Here is a 16,055-nt window from a genome sequence, read left to right on the forward strand (position 1 = left end):
CCCGCCCCGTCGAGCCCCGCCTACGGTCCGATGACTCCGCCGCCCGCCGACCGATCGGATAGAGGGCATGCTGTCCGTCGACAACCTCGTGAAGCAGCGCCGGTCCCGGACGATCCTCTCCGGCGTGACCTTCCGCTCCGCACCCGGCAAAGTCACCGCCTTTCTCGGCCCCAACGGCGCCGGCAAGACCTCGACCCTGCGCATCCTCCTGGGACTGGACCACCCCACCTCCGGCACAGCCCTGATCCACGGCCGCCCCTACCGGACCCTCCGCAACCCCCTGCGTACGGTCGGGTCGATGCTGGACGGCTCCGGCGCCCACCGTTCGCGCTCGGCACGAAGCCACCTGTCCTGGCTCGCCCACAGCAACGGCATCCCGCGACGGCGCGTGACCGAGGTGCTCGAACAGGTCGGGCTGGCGGCCCACGGCCGCACCCGGGTCGGGCGGCTCTCCCTCGGCATGAGCCGACGGCTCGACCTGGCCGCGGCGCTGCTCGGCGAACCGGAAACGCTCGTCCTGGACGAGCCGGTCAACGGCCTCGACGCCGGCGGGATCCGCTGGATTCGGCACCTGCTGCGCACCCATGCCGATGCCGGCGGGACCGTCCTGCTGTCCAGCCACCTGATGGGCGAGGTCGCGGAAATCGCCGACGATGTCGTGGTCATCAACGGCGGGCAGGTCGCCGCAGCCGGCCCCCTTCCACACGTCACCGAGGGGTACGCGAACCTGGAGGACGCGTTCTTCGCACTGACCGCGGACCCGCGCAAGGACCGGGCACGATGACGCTCCTTCGTTCGACACGGGCAGAGTTGTACAAACTCGCCTCACAGAAGGCCACCGCGACCGCACTCGTCGTCGCCGTTCTCGGACCGGCCGTCTTCACGCTGCTCAACGCGCTCTCGGCACGGAACACCCCGTCCGCCCCGGCCGACCCCGCGGAAGCGGCGTTCGCAACTGTGCCGCTCGGCACCGTCGGGGCGGTCATCCTCGCAGTGGCGGCGATCAGCAGCGAATACGCCGCGAACCCGTCCGCCGGCGGGCACCAGATCACCGCCTCGCTCACCGCCACGCCCCGCCGGATGTCGCTGTTGGCGGCAAAGGCCCTCACCGTTGTCCTCGTCGTCGCAGCCACGGCAGCCGCGGCGCTCCCCCTTGCCCTCCTCGTGGCACACACGGCCGCCGGGAACACAGAAGCCGCCCCGATGACGACTCGCGAGATACAGAACCGCTGCCTCGGTGCCGCCCTGTATTGGACACTCACCGCACTGATCGCCCTGGCGGTCACCGTGCTCACCCGCACCGGGATCGTCCCGCTGACCGTGCTCGTCACCAACAGCTCGCTGGTCTCCCTCTCGCTCCTGCTCTCCAAGATCACACCTGCCGCAGTGGCGCTGCCGGACTTGGCGGGAACCCGGCTGTTCATGAGCAAGGAGCGCGTCGCCGTGGCGAACCCACTCGATCCGCTTGCCGCAGGCCTGGTCATGAGCGCCTGGGCAGCAGGACTTCTCGCCGTCGCCACGATCGTCTTCTGCCGGCGCGACGCATGACCCCTCCCATATGCCGAGCCGCCAAGGCGGAACTGGCCAAGCTGGCCACCCTGCCCGCCTTCCGGTGCGCCGCACTCGTCATGACCGCCGCAGGGGTGGCCCTGACCACGCTGCACTCCACGGCGCCGACCGGTGAAACAACCGCCGCGGCGGCGGTCGCCCGCGCGGTTCCGTTCCTCCAGGTCGGCCCGATCCTGCTCGGCGTCCTGGCCGCGGCGACCGAGTACGACGGCGGGCAGATCCGCACAACCCTGACCGCCGTCCCGAACCGGACCACAGCCCTGACCGGAAAGGCGGCCGCCTGCCTGGCCGCAGCCGGCGCCACGACCACAGCCACCGCCGCCCTTGCGACGGCACGACTCGCCGCCGATCCCACCGGGCGCGAGCCGACGTCCCTCGGCTCCCCCTGCACGATCGTGGGCATCGTGGCCTACCTCGTGCTGATCAGCCTGCTCGCCCACGGGCTCGCCATCACCTTGCGATCGGCGATCCCGCCCCTGGCCATCATGCTGACCCTCGTCCTCATCGCCTCACCCCTGCTCAGCGAAGTCACCGACTACGCCCGCTGGTTGCCCGATCAGGCCGGGAAACCGCTCTACCAGCCCTCCCCGACCCCCTGCACCCCGTGGAACAGTGCGGTCATTCTCCTCCTCTGGACCACCGCCACCAGCCTCGCCGCCGCCACCACCTTCCTCAAACGCGACGCGTGACGGTCGAGAAACCGCACACAACCATGCGCAGCCGCCCCACGGCACTGCCATGGGGCGGCTCCCGGCCCGGGACACCAGGTCCCGAACCGGCCGCCTCCGCCGCCGGGCCCCATCGCCAACCCCGGCGTCACACCCGACCCCACACGTCCGCGTCACCCACAACCCAACCAACCTCATACGATCAACCCGCCATGACCAACCACCCAGCCCCCACACCCCTCGGGCCCATCCGCACCTACCTCGCCATCGGCGACTCCTTCACCGAAGGCATGTCCGACCCCGATCCCCACAACCCCCACGCCTACCGCGGCTGGGCCGACCTCCTCGCCACCCGCCTCGCCACCACCAACCCCGGCCTCCGCTACGCCAACCTCGCCGTCCGCGGCAAACTCATCCGCCAAATCACCACCGACCAAACCCCCCACGCCGCCACCCTCACCCCCGACCTCACCACCCTCGCCGGCGGACTCAACGACGTCCTCCGCCCCCGCTGCGACCTCCCCGCCGTCAAAGCCACCCTCGAACAAGCCGCCGAAACCCTCGCCGCCCACAGCGGCCACCTCGTCCTGTTCCGCAGCACCGACCCCACCCGGCGCCTCAAATCCAGCGCCCGCCTCATGCCCCGCATCGAACAACTCGTCGACTTCGTCGACGAACTCGGCACCCGCCACCACGCCACCGTCGTCGACCTCTTCACCGCACGCGCCTTCGACGACCCCCGCCTCTGGGCCACCGACCGCCTCCACCTCAGCACCGAAGGCCACCGACGCGTCACCGAAGCCGTCAGCCAAGCCCTCGGACTCCCCCACGACCCCGACTGGGCCACCCCCCTCCCACCCGCACCCCCCGCACCCTGGCTCACCCAACGCAAAGCCGACGCCCAATGGGCCCGCACCCACCTCGGCCCCTGGATCGGACGCCGCCTCACCGGCCGCTCCTCCGGCGACAACCGCCCACCCAAACACCCCCAACCCACCCCCTGGCCCCCCACCCCCGCAAACTGACCGGCAACAACCCGCCCCCACCCGGGTAGACCCCCTAAGAACCACCGTCCGCCACACCCCCGGGGGGCCACCCGTGACCGGACACCACAAACTCCACACCACACCCACCGACGACGACGCCATCGACGTCCCCAGCGACCTCATCGACTTCTACTGGCACCACACCGCACCCCGCGAACGCGCCCACGCCGCCGTCCGCGCCGTCGGCGCACTCGACAACACCGCCGGCGAATTCAGCTGCGCCGCCTGCACCTCCACCCGCGTCCACCGCGACGTCATCGGCGACCTCGTCTGCGCCGAATGCCAAGCCCGCTGGCGCCCACCCACCACCGCCGACAGCCCCACCTGCCCCGCCTGCGGCTCCGGCAAAGTGAACAAAACCGGCTACGGCGACTGGGTCTGCCGCGACTGCTCCCGCCAATGGCGCCCCGACTGACCCGCCCCCAAAGCCGCCGAGCTCTTCTGCTCCACGCACGTCTCCCGAGGCCTCATACAGATACACGTGGTGCCGCCGCCCCGGACACTGCCAGGGCAACGGCACCACGCATCGGGCGCAAGACTCGGAAGGACCCACACGCCGGTCCGTCCCACAGGTCAGGCGTAGACGGCAGCGAACGAGTGCACGAGCTTCTTGCCGTCGCGGACGATGACGGTGTCCGCCGCAAACTTCGCGATACGGCCTGGGTCTCTTCCACGGACATGCGTTCCTCCCGAGGCCCGCGATGGTCTGGCGCGGCGGTGCGGCCCGGGGCCCACGCCGCCGAGGCGAACACAACCGCGGCTCCACGCCTACCGCCCACGGTGGAGCACCGAACGGCGGACAACGCCGCCCCCCTCACCCAGGTGGCCGCCACGTCTCCACGGCCTGGGAATGCCGCGGACGCTCCGACCGTTGTGCTGATCGGTCGGTGAGTCCGGTGTCCCCGGGCCCTACCTATCGCCGCCGAGGAATACCGGTCCGGCCGGAGCCTCGGTGAGCCACTCGCCGAGAGGCGACCCGCTCACCGGCCACCCTTCGTCGTCGGCCCCGCGCAGCACTGCGCGGGGCCGACATGATTCAGCGGCAGCACGCCGCGCCCGCCACACGGTCGACGTAGCCGTGGAATCCCGCGAGGACCGGCAGGGCAAAGCCGGGCCCTCGCCCCCAAACCGCGCGACACGGTTGCGCGGCTCGGAGTCCGTCAGCGGGACAAGGTGCCCGACCCGGCAACTCCTGATGCGTTCACTCTGCTTCTGGTGACAGCGCGGCCATGGCGTTGATGTCGGCTGTGCTCAGCGTCCGGCGGGGTGCTCCGGCGCGGACGGTCCGGATCATCGCTCGTCCGATGCTCGTGCTGCTCGTGATGTGACGCGGGGCGATGCGGCGCAGCAGCGGGGCCGGCGGCGTCAGGACCCGGTAGAGCAGCGTGTACGCCTTGGTCTTCGCCGTCGTGCCGGGCAGCGGCGTGATCAGGCCCGGGCGGAACATACGGGCATGCGGGCTCAGTTCGAGCAGCGCGTTCTCGGTCTCGCCCTTCACCCGCGCCCACATCATGCGGCTCTTGCCGGTGGGATCGGTACCGGCGCCCGACACGTAGCAGAAGGCGGCATCCGGACTCGCCGCCAGCAGCGCGCGAGCGGCGGCCAGGGGGAAGTCGTAGGAGACCACCCGGTAGTCGGCTTCGCCCATGCCCAGGGCCGAGGTGCCCAGGCAGTAGAAGCAGCCGTCGTATCCGGCGAATTGCTCCTGCACCGCGGTGAAGTCGGCGAAGTCCTCGTGACGGACCTCGCGGAGCTTGGCGTGCGGACGGCCGGTCGGGGTGCGGCCGACGACCAGGACGCCGGTGACCGCGTCGTCACGCAGACAAGCGTCCAGTACTCCCTGGCCGACCATGCCGGTGGCGCCGAAGACGATGATGCGCACAGTGCTCCGTTCTGTCGCGGGGCCGGCCGAGTGTGGGTCGGCAGGCGTCTGAGATGCCACGCGGTGGCGCAGCGGCGGTCTCGGAAACGGCCCGGGGACAGCAGACGACCGCATCCCCGGACCCCTCACCTCGCCCGGCCAGTTACTCGGCTTCCAGCGCCCCGTCCACCCGCGCCAAATCCCGCAGCCACGCCTGCGCCGTACCGTCCGACGGCGCCCGCCAGTCACCCCGCGGCGACAACGAACCACCCGCCGACACCTTCGGACCGTTCGGCATCGCCGACCGCTTGAACTGCGAGAACGCAAAGAACCGGCGGCAGAACACCTCCAGCCAACCCCGGATCTCCGCCAAGTCGTACGCCACCCGCTTCTCCACCGGGAACCCCGGCGGCCACGCCCCCGCCCCCGCGTCATGCCACGCATGCCACGCCAAGAACGCGATCTTCGACGGCCGGAACCCGTACCGCAGCACATGGAACAACGTGAAATCGTGCAGCGCATACGGGCCGATCTTCGACTCCGTCGACTGCAACTCCTCCCCCGGCACCAACTCCGGACTGATCTCGGTGTCCAGGATCGCCCCCAACACCCGCGCCGTCTCCGCGTCGAACTCGCCGTTCCCCATCACCCACCGGATCAGGTGCTGAATCAACGTCTTCGGCACACCCGAGTTCACGTTGTAGTGGCTCATCTGGTCACCCACCCCATAGGTGCACCAGCCCAACGCCAACTCCGACAAGTCACCCGTCCCCAACACGATCCCGCCCCGCTGGTTCGCCAACCGGAACAGATAGTCCGTCCGCAAACCCGCCTGCACGTTCTCGAACGTCACGTCGTACACCGGCTCACCCGACGCGAACGGATGCCCCATCTCCTCCAACATCAGCCGCGCCGTCGGCGTGATGTCCAACTCCGCGGCGGTCACCCCCAACGCCGCCATCAACGCGTGCGCATTGCCCTTCGTGTGCTCACCCGTCGCAAACCCCGGCAACGTCCACCCCAGGATGTCGCTCCGCGGCCGCCCCGCCCGGTCCATCGCCCGCGCCGCCACGATCAGCGCATGCGTCGAATCGAGACCGCCCGACACCCCGATCACGACCTTCGGCCCACCGATCGACGCCAACCGCTGCTGCAGACCCGCAACCTGGATGTTGTACGCCTCGTAGCAGTCCAACGCGAGCCGTTCCGCATCCGCCGGCACGAACGGAAAACGCTCCACCCGCCGCCGCAGCCCCAGATCCACCACCGGCGGATCCAACCGGAACCCCACCCGCCGGAAATCCCCCGTCCGCGCCGCATGCGCACGCCGGTTCTCGTCGAACGTGCCCATCCGCTGCCGCTCCTGCCGCAACAGGTCCAAGTCCACATCGGCCACGGCGTACCGGTCCGCCACCGGGAAACGCTCGGTCTCCGCCAGCAGCGCACCGTTCTCGTAGATCATCGTCTGCCCGTCCCAGGACAGATCCGTCGTCGACTCCCCCAACCCCGCCGCCGCATACACATACGCCGCCAGACACCGCACCGACGCCGCCCGGCACAGCAACCGCCGGTCCTCCGCCCGGCCCACCGTGATCGGACTCCCGGACAGGTTCGCCAGCACCGTCGCACCCGCCAACGCCGCCTCCGTACTCGGCGGCACCGGCACCCACATGTCCTCGCAGATCTCCGCGTGCACCACCAGGCCGGGGACGTCGACCGCCTCGAACAGCAGATCCACCCCGAACGGCACCGACTCCCCGAGAACCCGGATCGAACCGCCTCGCTCGTCCTCACCCGACGCGATCTGCCGCCGCTCGTAGAACTCCCGGTAGTTCGGCGGATACGACTTCGGCGCCACCCCCAGCACCCGCCCACGATGCACCGCCACCGCGCAGTTGAACACCCGGTTCCGGTGCCGCAGCGGCGCACCCACGATCAGCACCGGCAGCAGATCCACCGACCCGGCCACGACCGCGGACAGCGCCTCCTCGACATCGTCGAGCAGCGCGTCCTGCAGCAGCAGATCCTCGACCGAGTAGCCCGACAGCCCCAACTCGGGGAACACCGCAACCGCGACGCCCTCCTCCGCACAGCGCCGCGCCTGCCGCAGCACCGCCTCGGCATTGGCCCGCGCATCCGCGATCACGGTGTGACCGGTGCACGCCGCGACACGCGCAAAACCCTGCTGATAGATCGACCAGAAGTTCAACGCGACTTCCCCAAGTGGAACGGACACAGTTCGGTCCCTAGCTTGCCCGGCCGGACCCGGAACGGCGCGACCGGCTCCCGGGTACGGGACGGGTTCCCGCGGCGGGGGCGGTTCACCCCGGGCGGTGGCGGGGGTGACGCGGCAGGCAGCGCGGACGGATCGCCCCGGGCATGCATTGGCTCGGCCTGCCGCCGTAGGCCCGACAGCGTGTCGAACCCGGCCGAAGGCGAACGATCGCAGCGTGCGCACGCGGCGCGAACGCCCGAGACCGCCACGGCGGCGTCCCTCGACATGCCGGGCCTGCTCACCGCCCACCTGACCGGCCGACGACACCGCGATCCGCGCCGTACGCGCCGAAGGCCGAGCATCCGCGGCGGGAGGGCCGCTCCGTTGCGCGTCACTGCGCCGCCCGCGCTGCACCGGGCGGCGCTGAAGCCGTGCGTCGCCGTCGCCGGGGTTGTCGGCACACCGTGTGGGTGCAAGGCGTACCGCGCCTGCCCCCTGCGCCGACCGGATCCCCGCCGCAACACAGCCCACCTGAAGACAATCGGCGGATTACCGCCGACGCCGACCACGGAAGCCCGTTTCGGGCGCACGCCCGGTCGCCCCCTCAACTCCCCAACCCACCACCGAGCGACGGGCTCCCGCGCCCAGGCGCGGGTCCTTTTGGGTAGGTAAGGAGACAGAGAAGCAAGGGCCCGTTATTGATCGATTATCTTGCGATTCGATCATTTATTCGATTCAGCTCATGTCTTCATATGACAGAACGCCGTCATTGCTGACAGACCCGCGCAGCAGGAACGATGGGGGCATGTCCACGACCCGCCGTATTGTCATCGCGGTCTTCCCGGACGTCGACCTCCTCGACGTCACCGGCCCCGCGGAGGTCTTCGCGCTGGCCAACCGGGAGACCGGCGGCCGGGCCGGCTACCGCGTCGAACTCGCGGGCCCCGCGTCCGGCGTCGTCACCACGTCGGCCGGGGTCCGCCTCCTCGCCGACACGGCGTTCGCCGACGTCGACGGCGCCGTCGACACCCTGCTGGTACCCGGTGCGGTCGACATCCTCCCCGACGGCCCCGTCGCCCGCATCGACGAAGACGTGGTGGCCTGGGTCAAGAGTGTCGCGCCGCAGGCCCGCCGGGTGGCGTCGGTCTGCGTGGGCGCGCACCTGCTCGCCGCGGCGGGACTGCTGGACGGACGTACCGCCACCACCCACTGGTCCACCGCCGCGCAGCTCGCCGCCGATCATCCGGCGGTCGTCGTGGACCCGGATCCGATCTTCGTCCGCTCCGGGAACGTGTGGACGGGCGCGGGTATCAGCGCCTGCATGGACCTGGCGCTCGCCCTGGTCGCCGACGACCTGGGCGAGGACGTCGCGCTCGCGGTGGCCCGCCACCTCGTGATGTACCTCAGGCGGCAGGGCGGGCAGAGCCAGTTCTCCGTCCCGCTGAGCCGCCCGGCCTCGTCGCGCCGCGACATCGACGATCTGCGCATGCACATCGCCGACCATCCCGAGGACGACCTGTCCACACCCGCGCTCGCGGCCCGGATGTGCCTGAGCGAACGCCACTTCGCCCGCGTGTTCCGCCAGGAGACCGGCACCACACCGGGCGCGTACGTCGAAGCCGTCCGAGTGGAAGCCGCCCGCCGCCTGCTGGAGAACACCGACCAGCCCCTCGACCACATCGCCGCCGCCTGCGGGCTCGGCTCGGTGGAAACCCTCCACCGGGCACTGCGCAAGCAGATCGGCACCACGCCGGCGGCCTACCGGCGACGCTTCCGCGTCACCGGCTGACAACCGGCGGACAACCAACCCCCTACCGCGCGGTCCGACCACGACACCGGCCGGTCCGGCGCTGCCCCCTGCCCGAAAACCCGGGCGAACCCAACACAAACAACAAGGAACCCCGCATGAGCACCCACGCAACCACCACCCCCTCCCCCACCCTGCGCACCGTCATCGGCCTCGACAACGACCTCCCCCGCCTCGCCGACGCCGCCCTCGTGATGATCGACTTCCAGAACACCTACACCACCGGCGTGATGGCCCTCGAGGGCGCCGAAGCGGCGCTCGACGCCGGGGCGCGGCTCCTCGAGGCCGCCCGTGCGGCGGGCATACCGGTCGTGCACGTGGTCAACGACGGTGGCACGGACACCCCGTACGACATCCGTGCCGAGATCGGTGCCATCCACGACCGGGTCGCTCCCGTCGACGGCGAGCCGGTCGTGGTCAAGCAGGTCCCCAACGCCTTCCACGACACCGACCTGGAGAAGACGCTCCGCGACCTCGGCGCGGGCACCGAACTCGTGCTCGCCGGGTTCATGACCCACATGTGCGTCGCCTTCACCGCACAGGGCGCGTTCCAGCACGGCTATCGTCCGACGGTCGTCGCGGAAGCGTGCGCCACCCGCCCGCTCACCGCGCCCGACGGCTCCGTCGTGCCGGCCGCGGCCCTGCACACCGCCGCACTGACGACGATCGGCGACCTGTTCGGCGTGGTGGCCCCGACCGCGGAGGCGCTCACCGGGCGCTGACGCCGGGACACCGAACGCAGGCCAGAAACGCCGGGGATCAGTGCCACCGCACGAAATGCGCACGGACGGCGTCGAGCAGCAGTTCGACGTCGTCCCGCCGCGGTGCGGGGATGCTCGCGGCGAACGCCGCCGCGAGCCGGTCCGCGCTTGGGAACATCAGCAGGACGCGCTGGAGTTCGCCGCCGAGTTCCGCGAGTTCCTCGCAGTCGGGATGGTTCATCGCGACGAGCGCGTCGCACGCTTCCTCGACCGTGTCTCCCATGACGCCGTCGCGCAGCGACGAGGTGTACGACGCGGTCAAGTCGAACCGCAGCAGCGCCTCCCGCTGCGACATCGGCAGCTCGGCGAGCGTCGGCACGTCGTACGCGTGCTCGCGCAGCAGCGCGGCGAGGGCGTGGAGGAGGTCCGCGGCCGGCTCGTCGCCGGCCGCCCGCGCCGGCTTCGCGCGGTAGGCGGGCGGGCGCGTGGCGAACACCGGGGTCGTGGTCTCGTCGGCGAGGATGTCGAGCAGCGAGGCAGTGGTCATCAGCAGGTTCAACGCCAGGTGCGACCGTGAGCTGTGCATGACGCGCACGAACCGCCGGATCTCGTCCTCCAACGGAGGCAGCTTCGGGTTGTGCGCCCGCACGGCCGAGTCCAGGAGTCGGGTAACGAGCCTGTGGGCGAACAGCTCGTTCGGGCGAGCCATCACGGCGGGCACGGTAATCGCCGGGCGCGGCCCGGCGCACCGGGATTACGCGCAGGGGACACGACCGTGCCCCCACGGCGAGGGCGGTTCCGCACGGTCAACCAACGGAACCGCCCGCGCCTGCGCGGCCGCGGATGCGGACGAGCAGCCGCGTCACGCCCCCACGTACTCCGCCAAGTGCCGTCCCGTCACCGTCGCCCGGCCGGCGACCAGGTCTTCCGGGGTTCCTTCGAACACCACGCGTCCGCCGTCGTGGCCTGCCCCCGGGCCCAGGTCGATGATCCAGTCGGCGTGCGCCATCACCGCTTGGTGGTGTTCGACGACGATCACCGACTTGCCGGAGTCGACGAGGCCGTCGAGCAGACCGAGGAGTTGTTCGACGTCGGCCAGGTGCAGGCCCGCGGTCGGTTCGTCGAGGACGTACACGCCGCCCTTGTCGGCCATGTGGGTGGCGAGCTTGAGGCGTTGGCGTTCGCCGCCGGACAAGGTGGTGAGCGGCTGGCCGATCGTCAGGTAGCCGAGTCCGACGTCGGCGAGCCGGCCGAGGACGGTGTGTGCGGCGGGGGTGCGTGCGTCGCCGGTGCCGAAGAACTCCTCGGCTTCGGTGACCGGCATCGCCAGGACTTCACTGATGTCGCGCCCGCCGAGGCGGTATTGCAGCACCGACGCCTCGAAGCCCTTCCCTTCGCATTCCTCGCACGGTGTCGCGACTCCGGCCATCATCGCCAGGTCGGTGTAGACGACGCCGAGGCCGTTGCAGTTCGGGCACGCGCCCTCGGAGTTCGCGCTGAACAGTGCGGGCTTGACCCCGTTGGCTTTTGCGAACGCCTTCCGGATCGGTTCCAGCAGGCCGGTGTAGGTCGCCGGGTTGCTGCGCCGGGATCCGCGGATGCCGCTCTGGTCGATCGACACGACGCCCGCGCCGACCGGGATCGACCCGTGCACGAGGGAGGATTTGCCCGATCCGGCGACGCCGGTGACCACGACGAGCACGCCGAGGGGGATGTCGACGTCGACATTCTGCAGGTTGTGGGTGTCGGCACCGCGGAGCTCCAGCGTGCCGGTCGGTGTGCGGACTTTGTCCTTGACCTTGGCGCGATCGTCGAGGTGGCGGCCGGTGACGGTGTCGGAGCGGCGCAGCTCGGCGACGGTGCCTTCGAAGCACACCGTGCCGCCGCCGGCGCCCGCGCCGGGGCCGAGGTCGACGACGTGGTCGGCGATGGCGATGAGTTCGGGCTTGTGTTCGACGACGAGGACGGTGTTGCCCTTGTCCCGCAGCTGGAGCAGCAGTTCGTTCATGCGCTGGATGTCGTGCGGGTGCAGGCCGATCGTGGGCTCGTCGAAGACGTAGGTGACGTCGGTCAGCGACGAGCCGAGCTGCCGGATCATCTTGACGCGCTGCGACTCGCCGCCGGACAGGGTCCCGGAGGGCCGGTCGAGGGAGAGATAGCCGAGTCCGATCTCGACGAACGAGTCGAGGTTGTGCCCGAGCGCCGCGAGCAGCGGCGCCACGGACGGGTCGTCGACGCCGCGGACCCAGGCGGCGAGGTCGCTGATCTGCATCGCGCAGGCGTCGGCGATACTGACGCCGTCGATCCGGGACGTGCGGGCGGGCTCGGCGAGCCGGGTGCCGCCGCAGTCGGGGCAGGCGGTGAAGGTGACCGCGCGGTCGACGAACTCGCGGATGTGCGGCTGCATCGCCTCCTTGTCCTTGGCGAGCATCGACTTCTGGATCCGCGGGATCAGACCTTCGTAGGTCATGTTGATGCCCGCGATCTTCATACGGGTCGGCTCGTGGTACAGGAAGTCGTGGAGTTCCCGCTTGGTGAACTTCCCGATCGGCTTGTCCGCCGGGTAGAACCCGGACTCGCTGTAGAGCCGGTAGTTCCAGCCGCCCGCCTTGTAGCCGGGCACCGTCAGGGCGCCTTCGTCGAGGGACTTGGCGGCGTCGTACAGCTGGGTGAGGTCGAGGTCCGTCACCGAACCCATGCCTTCACAGCGTGGGCACATGCCGCCGGCCCGCGAGAAGGACTTCTTGACGGCCTTGGACTTCTCGCCGCGTTCGACGGTGATCGCCCCGCTGGCCCGGACCGACGGCACGTTGAAGGAGAACGCGCTGGGCGGCCCGATGTGCGGGTCGCCGAGCCGGCTGAAGAGGATCCGCAGCATCGCGTGCGCGTCGGTCGCGGTGCCGACGGTGGACCGCGGGTCGGCGCCCAGGCGCTGCTGGTCGACGATGATCGCGGTGGTCAGTCCTTCGAGGACGTCGACCTCGGGGCGCGCGAGCGTCGGCATGAAGCCCTGGACGAACGCGCTGTAGGTCTCGTTGATCAGCCGCCGCGACTCCGCCGCGATGGTGTCGAACACCAGCGAACTCTTGCCCGACCCCGACACTCCCGTGAACACGGTCAGCCGCCGCTTCGGCAGCTCGACGCTGACGTCCTTGAGGTTGTTGACCCGCGCGCCGTGCACGCGGATCAGATCGTGCCGGTCGGCGGCGTCCGGCGTGGAAGCGGCCGTCTTCTTCCTGCTCGCGGTGCTCATCGTCTCTCCCCGACCGCGTCTGCGGTCCTCACGGCTCGGCCCGGCGTGGTCTCGGTCCGGCAGGTCTCGGTCCGGCATGGTCCGGGTCCGGCCCTGCTGCCCGGTTCGGCCCTGCTGCCGGTTTTCAGCTCTGCTGCTGGATGCGGACCAGGTTGCCCGCGGGGTCGCGCACCGCGCAGTCGCGGACGCCGTACGGCTGGTCGGTCGGCTCCTGGACGATCTCCACGTCGGCGGCCTCCAGCCGGGCGAACGCACCGTCGACGTCCGCGGTCGCCATGAGGATCATCGCGAAGGTGCCTTTGGCCATCATCTCCGTGACGGTCCGCCGTTCGTCGTCGGTGATTCCCGGGTCGACGGCGGGCGGGGCCAGGACGATGGACATGCCGGGCTGGTCGGCTGGGCCGACCGTGATCCACCGCATCGCGCCCTGGCCGACGTCCTTGCGGACCTCGAACCCGAGGGCGTCCCGGTAGAAGGCCAGCGAGGCCTCGGGGTCGTCGTGCGGCAGGAAACTCGCGTTGATCGTCACGTCCATGCGGACGAGCCTAGGTGCGCTGCGTGCGGTCTGCTTCTCGATTCCTGACGGGCCGTGTGGCGTGTTTGGTGACGCAGTACGGCATCTCCTCGTTGCCGGTTTTGTCGGCTTCCCGGCGCTGGTAGCTGCTCGGCGGGACACCGACGAGTTCGGTGAAGCGGGTGCTGAAGGTGCCCAGCGACGAGAACCCGACCGCGAAGCACACGTCGGTGACGCTCAGGTCGCCGCGGCGCAGCAGCGCCATGGCGCGTTCGATGCGCCGGGTCATCAGGTAGCGGTACGGCGGTTCGCCGTAGGCGCGGCGGAACTGCCGGCTCAGGTGCCCGGCCGACATGTGCACGCCGCGGGCGAGCGCTTCGACGTCGAGCGGCTGGGCGAACTCGCGGTCGATCCGGTCGCGCACCCGGCGCAGCCGGGCCAGTTCGCGCAGGTGCTCCCGGTTGTCGGCGCCTCCGGGGCTGTCGGGCTTGCTGGTCACGGCCCGATGCTGCCATGCCGCGCCGACGTCCGGCGGCGGCCGCGGGGTGCGGCGCGCCTCGGCGGCGCCGGAGGCCCGGCGGGGTTCCGGTGGGGTCCGGCCGGGGAGTCGGTCCCGGGCCGGTCCGGGGTCCGCTGCGGGGTCCGCTGCGGGGTCAGGCGCGTCGGATCGTGATGTCCCCCAGTGCGGTCCCGGCGCGGACCTCGACGGTGGCGTCGCTCTTGGCGGCGGGGTCGGAGGCGGACAGCATGTTGTGCACGGTGCCGAAGTGCGAGCCGACGTCGAGCCAGGCGGCGGTGCCCTTGCGGATGCCGATCTCGATGTCGCCGCGTGCGGTCTCGAGGACGGCGCTGCCGTGGCCGACGTCGCCGATCCGCACGTCGCCGTTGGAACTCTTCGCGACGACGCTGCTGTCGGCCCGGTCGACGACGATCTCGCCGTTGGACGCCTTGGCCCGCAGTTCGCCGCGCACATGGCCGAGGCGGGTGGCGCCGTTGGCGTTCTTGACGACCGCGTGGCCGTCCACCGCGGCGAGGTCCACGGTGCCGGTCCCGGTGCTGGCGAACGCTTCGCCGGCCACGTGTTCGGCGCTGATGGCGCCGTACGACGATTCCGCGTGCAGCGCGCCGGTCCGGTCGACGCGGACGTCGCCCATGCTGGTCTTGAACCGCACGTCGCCGAGGGTTCCGTCGGCGATCAGGTCGCCCATGCTGGTGTTCCCGACGACGCGGGACCCGGCGGGCAGGTCGATGGTCACCTCGACGACGCCGCTGCGCCGGAAGGAGCGGCGCTGCTTGGGGCATTTGACGGTGAGGGTGCCGTGCGCGAAGTCGACGGTGGTCTGTTCGGCGGCCTTGACGTCGACGTCGCGGGCCGGGTTGGCGGGTCGGATCTCGACGGTGGTGGTGGCGTGACCGTCGTGGGCGACGAGGCGGAGGGTGCCGGCGTCGAAGTCGGCGGCGACGGAGATCGGTTCGGGGGTGTCGAAGCTGGGCATGGCGGTGTCGTCCTCAGGGTCGGCGGCAGCGGTGCTGCCGGGTCGGGTAAGGCATGCGGCATCGGCCGCGAGACGTGCGGGCGGTGGCATCGAGCGTGGCGCCATTGTTGGCGCTAGTTGGCGCCAGTTGGCGCCGTGACGGCGTGCGGTCGGGGTGGGGTCAGCGGACCCAGCCCGTGAAGTGGTCGGCGCCGTAGCGCCGGGAGCGCTGCGGGGTGGCCTGGCGGGCCGGTTCGGCCGGTGCCAGGGCGGCGTTGGCGGCGCGGACGAGCCAGGCGTTGACGGACAGGCCTTCCGCGGCGGCGGCTTCGTCGATACGGCTCTTGAGGGCCGCGGGGACGCGGAAGTTGATGCGGGCGGTGCCGCCGTCGTCGTCCGGCTCGGGCGCGGGCAGCCCGTGGCCCGGTCCCGCGGCCTGGTCGGGGGCCGCGGCCGGACGGCCGGCGGGGCCGGTATGGCCGGTATGGCCGGTCAGGGGGCCGTCGTATTCCACGGCGACGCCGGGGTTGACGACGAACTCGGGGTTGAGTCCGCGCAGGCGGAGGTCGACGGAGCCGGGGGCGAGTTCGCGGGTGATCTCGTCGGCGGCGTCCGACAGGGCGCTGAGCAGGGTGAGGCGGGCGGCCGCCTCGAGCGGCGAGGTGAGTCGTTCGGCCAGCGCACGGGCCTCGTCGCCGCCGGCGTCGGCGGCCACGACGAGTTCGATGCGGAGGTTCTCGACGTAGGGCGAAAGGTCCATGACGCCATCATGGCGCCATTGATGGCGCCACGCAAGAGTTTATGGCGCCATTAATGCAATCGGGTGGCGTCATACCGGCGCCACGATCCCTCGGGTTGCCGGGCCCCGGTTGCGGGCACAGGCTCGTACCGATACGGGCGCGCGCTCCGGCACGCCCGCGCCGTCCCCGAGGCACCGCGGAACCGC

Annotated in this window: 15 protein-coding genes; 7 read left to right on the forward strand and 8 right to left on the reverse strand. The window is 71.1% G+C overall.

Annotated features, from left to right (window positions below):
• Nucleotides 1–67 precede the first annotated feature (67 nt).
• The 5 genes from ACPA54_RS05005 to ACPA54_RS05025 all read left to right on the forward strand — a co-directional run bounded on the left by ACPA54_RS05005 (nucleotide 68) and on the right by ACPA54_RS05025 (nucleotide 3,698).
• Nucleotides 68–784 carry an ABC transporter ATP-binding protein gene (locus tag ACPA54_RS05005; protein ID WP_423527159.1) on the forward strand — a complete coding sequence of 239 codons (717 nt, stop codon included), beginning with the start codon at nucleotides 68–70 and terminating at the stop codon, nucleotides 782–784.
• On the forward strand, nucleotides 781–1,548 hold the full coding sequence (locus tag ACPA54_RS05010; protein WP_423527161.1) for a hypothetical protein: 768 nt from the start codon (nucleotides 781–783) through the stop codon (nucleotides 1,546–1,548). The genes ACPA54_RS05005 and ACPA54_RS05010 overlap by 4 nt, the downstream gene beginning before the upstream one ends.
• Nucleotides 1,545–2,258 (forward strand): hypothetical protein, encoded by a 714-nt coding sequence (locus tag ACPA54_RS05015; protein ID WP_423527163.1) that lies wholly within the window; start codon nucleotides 1,545–1,547, stop codon nucleotides 2,256–2,258. Before ACPA54_RS05010 ends, ACPA54_RS05015 begins: the two co-directional genes overlap by 4 nt.
• Before the next feature lie 191 nt (nucleotides 2,259–2,449).
• Nucleotides 2,450–3,262, forward strand: coding sequence for an SGNH/GDSL hydrolase family protein (locus tag ACPA54_RS05020; RefSeq protein WP_423527165.1), 813 nt, complete (start codon nucleotides 2,450–2,452; stop codon nucleotides 3,260–3,262).
• Between the two features lie 73 nt (nucleotides 3,263–3,335).
• Nucleotides 3,336–3,698, forward strand: a complete 363-nt coding sequence (locus tag ACPA54_RS05025; RefSeq protein WP_423527167.1) for an eL43 family ribosomal protein — start codon at nucleotides 3,336–3,338, stop codon at nucleotides 3,696–3,698.
• Between the two features lie 786 nt (nucleotides 3,699–4,484).
• On the opposite strand, the gene ACPA54_RS05030 is transcribed toward ACPA54_RS05025, so the two are convergent.
• Entirely contained in the window at nucleotides 4,485–5,165 is a 681-nt protein-coding gene (locus ACPA54_RS05030; protein ID WP_423527169.1) for a Rossmann-fold NAD(P)-binding domain-containing protein, read from the reverse strand.
• A 142-nt stretch (nucleotides 5,166–5,307) separates the two neighbouring features.
• Nucleotides 5,308–7,353, reverse strand: coding sequence for an NAD(+) synthase (locus ACPA54_RS05035; RefSeq protein WP_423527822.1), 2,046 nt, complete (start codon nucleotides 7,351–7,353; stop codon nucleotides 5,308–5,310).
• Nucleotides 7,354–8,164: 811 nt separating this feature from the next.
• Between ACPA54_RS05035 and ACPA54_RS05040 the strand changes: the two genes are divergently transcribed.
• Nucleotides 8,165–9,148 (forward strand): GlxA family transcriptional regulator, encoded by a 984-nt coding sequence (locus ACPA54_RS05040; RefSeq protein ID WP_423527171.1) that lies wholly within the window; start codon nucleotides 8,165–8,167, stop codon nucleotides 9,146–9,148.
• Between the two features lie 116 nt (nucleotides 9,149–9,264).
• Nucleotides 9,265–9,888: an isochorismatase family protein gene (locus ACPA54_RS05045; protein ID WP_423527173.1), complete on the forward strand. Its 624-nt coding sequence runs from the start codon at nucleotides 9,265–9,267 to the stop codon at nucleotides 9,886–9,888.
• A gap of 37 nt (nucleotides 9,889–9,925) precedes the next feature.
• Here the strand turns inward: ACPA54_RS05045 and ACPA54_RS05050 are convergent, their stop codons facing one another.
• The 6 genes from ACPA54_RS05050 to ACPA54_RS05075 all read right to left on the reverse strand — a co-directional run bounded on the left by ACPA54_RS05050 (nucleotide 9,926) and on the right by ACPA54_RS05075 (nucleotide 15,869).
• The gene (locus ACPA54_RS05050) at nucleotides 9,926–10,579 is read right to left on the reverse strand and encodes a hypothetical protein (protein ID WP_423527175.1); all 654 of its coding nucleotides are present in this window, start codon (nucleotides 10,577–10,579) and stop codon (nucleotides 9,926–9,928) included.
• Nucleotides 10,580–10,729: 150 nt separating this feature from the next.
• Nucleotides 10,730–13,120 (reverse strand): ATP-binding cassette domain-containing protein, encoded by a 2,391-nt coding sequence (locus tag ACPA54_RS05055; protein WP_423527177.1) that lies wholly within the window; start codon nucleotides 13,118–13,120, stop codon nucleotides 10,730–10,732.
• A 124-nt stretch (nucleotides 13,121–13,244) separates the two neighbouring features.
• On the reverse strand, nucleotides 13,245–13,655 hold the full coding sequence (locus tag ACPA54_RS05060; RefSeq protein WP_345677484.1) for a VOC family protein: 411 nt from the start codon (nucleotides 13,653–13,655) through the stop codon (nucleotides 13,245–13,247).
• Nucleotides 13,656–13,665: 10 nt separating this feature from the next.
• On the reverse strand, nucleotides 13,666–14,133 hold the full coding sequence (locus tag ACPA54_RS05065; RefSeq protein WP_423527180.1) for a helix-turn-helix transcriptional regulator: 468 nt from the start codon (nucleotides 14,131–14,133) through the stop codon (nucleotides 13,666–13,668).
• Between the two features lie 154 nt (nucleotides 14,134–14,287).
• Nucleotides 14,288–15,130, reverse strand: a complete 843-nt coding sequence (locus tag ACPA54_RS05070; RefSeq protein ID WP_423527182.1) for a DUF4097 family beta strand repeat-containing protein — start codon at nucleotides 15,128–15,130, stop codon at nucleotides 14,288–14,290.
• Between the two features lie 160 nt (nucleotides 15,131–15,290).
• The gene (locus ACPA54_RS05075) at nucleotides 15,291–15,869 is read right to left on the reverse strand and encodes a toxin-antitoxin system HicB family antitoxin (RefSeq protein WP_423527184.1); all 579 of its coding nucleotides are present in this window, start codon (nucleotides 15,867–15,869) and stop codon (nucleotides 15,291–15,293) included.
• Between the last annotated feature and the right edge of the window lie 186 nt (nucleotides 15,870–16,055).

Source organism: Uniformispora flossi, from assembly GCF_049534875.1.
Taxonomy (GTDB): Bacteria; Actinomycetota; Actinomycetes; order Streptomycetales; family Streptomycetaceae; genus Yinghuangia; species Yinghuangia aomiensis.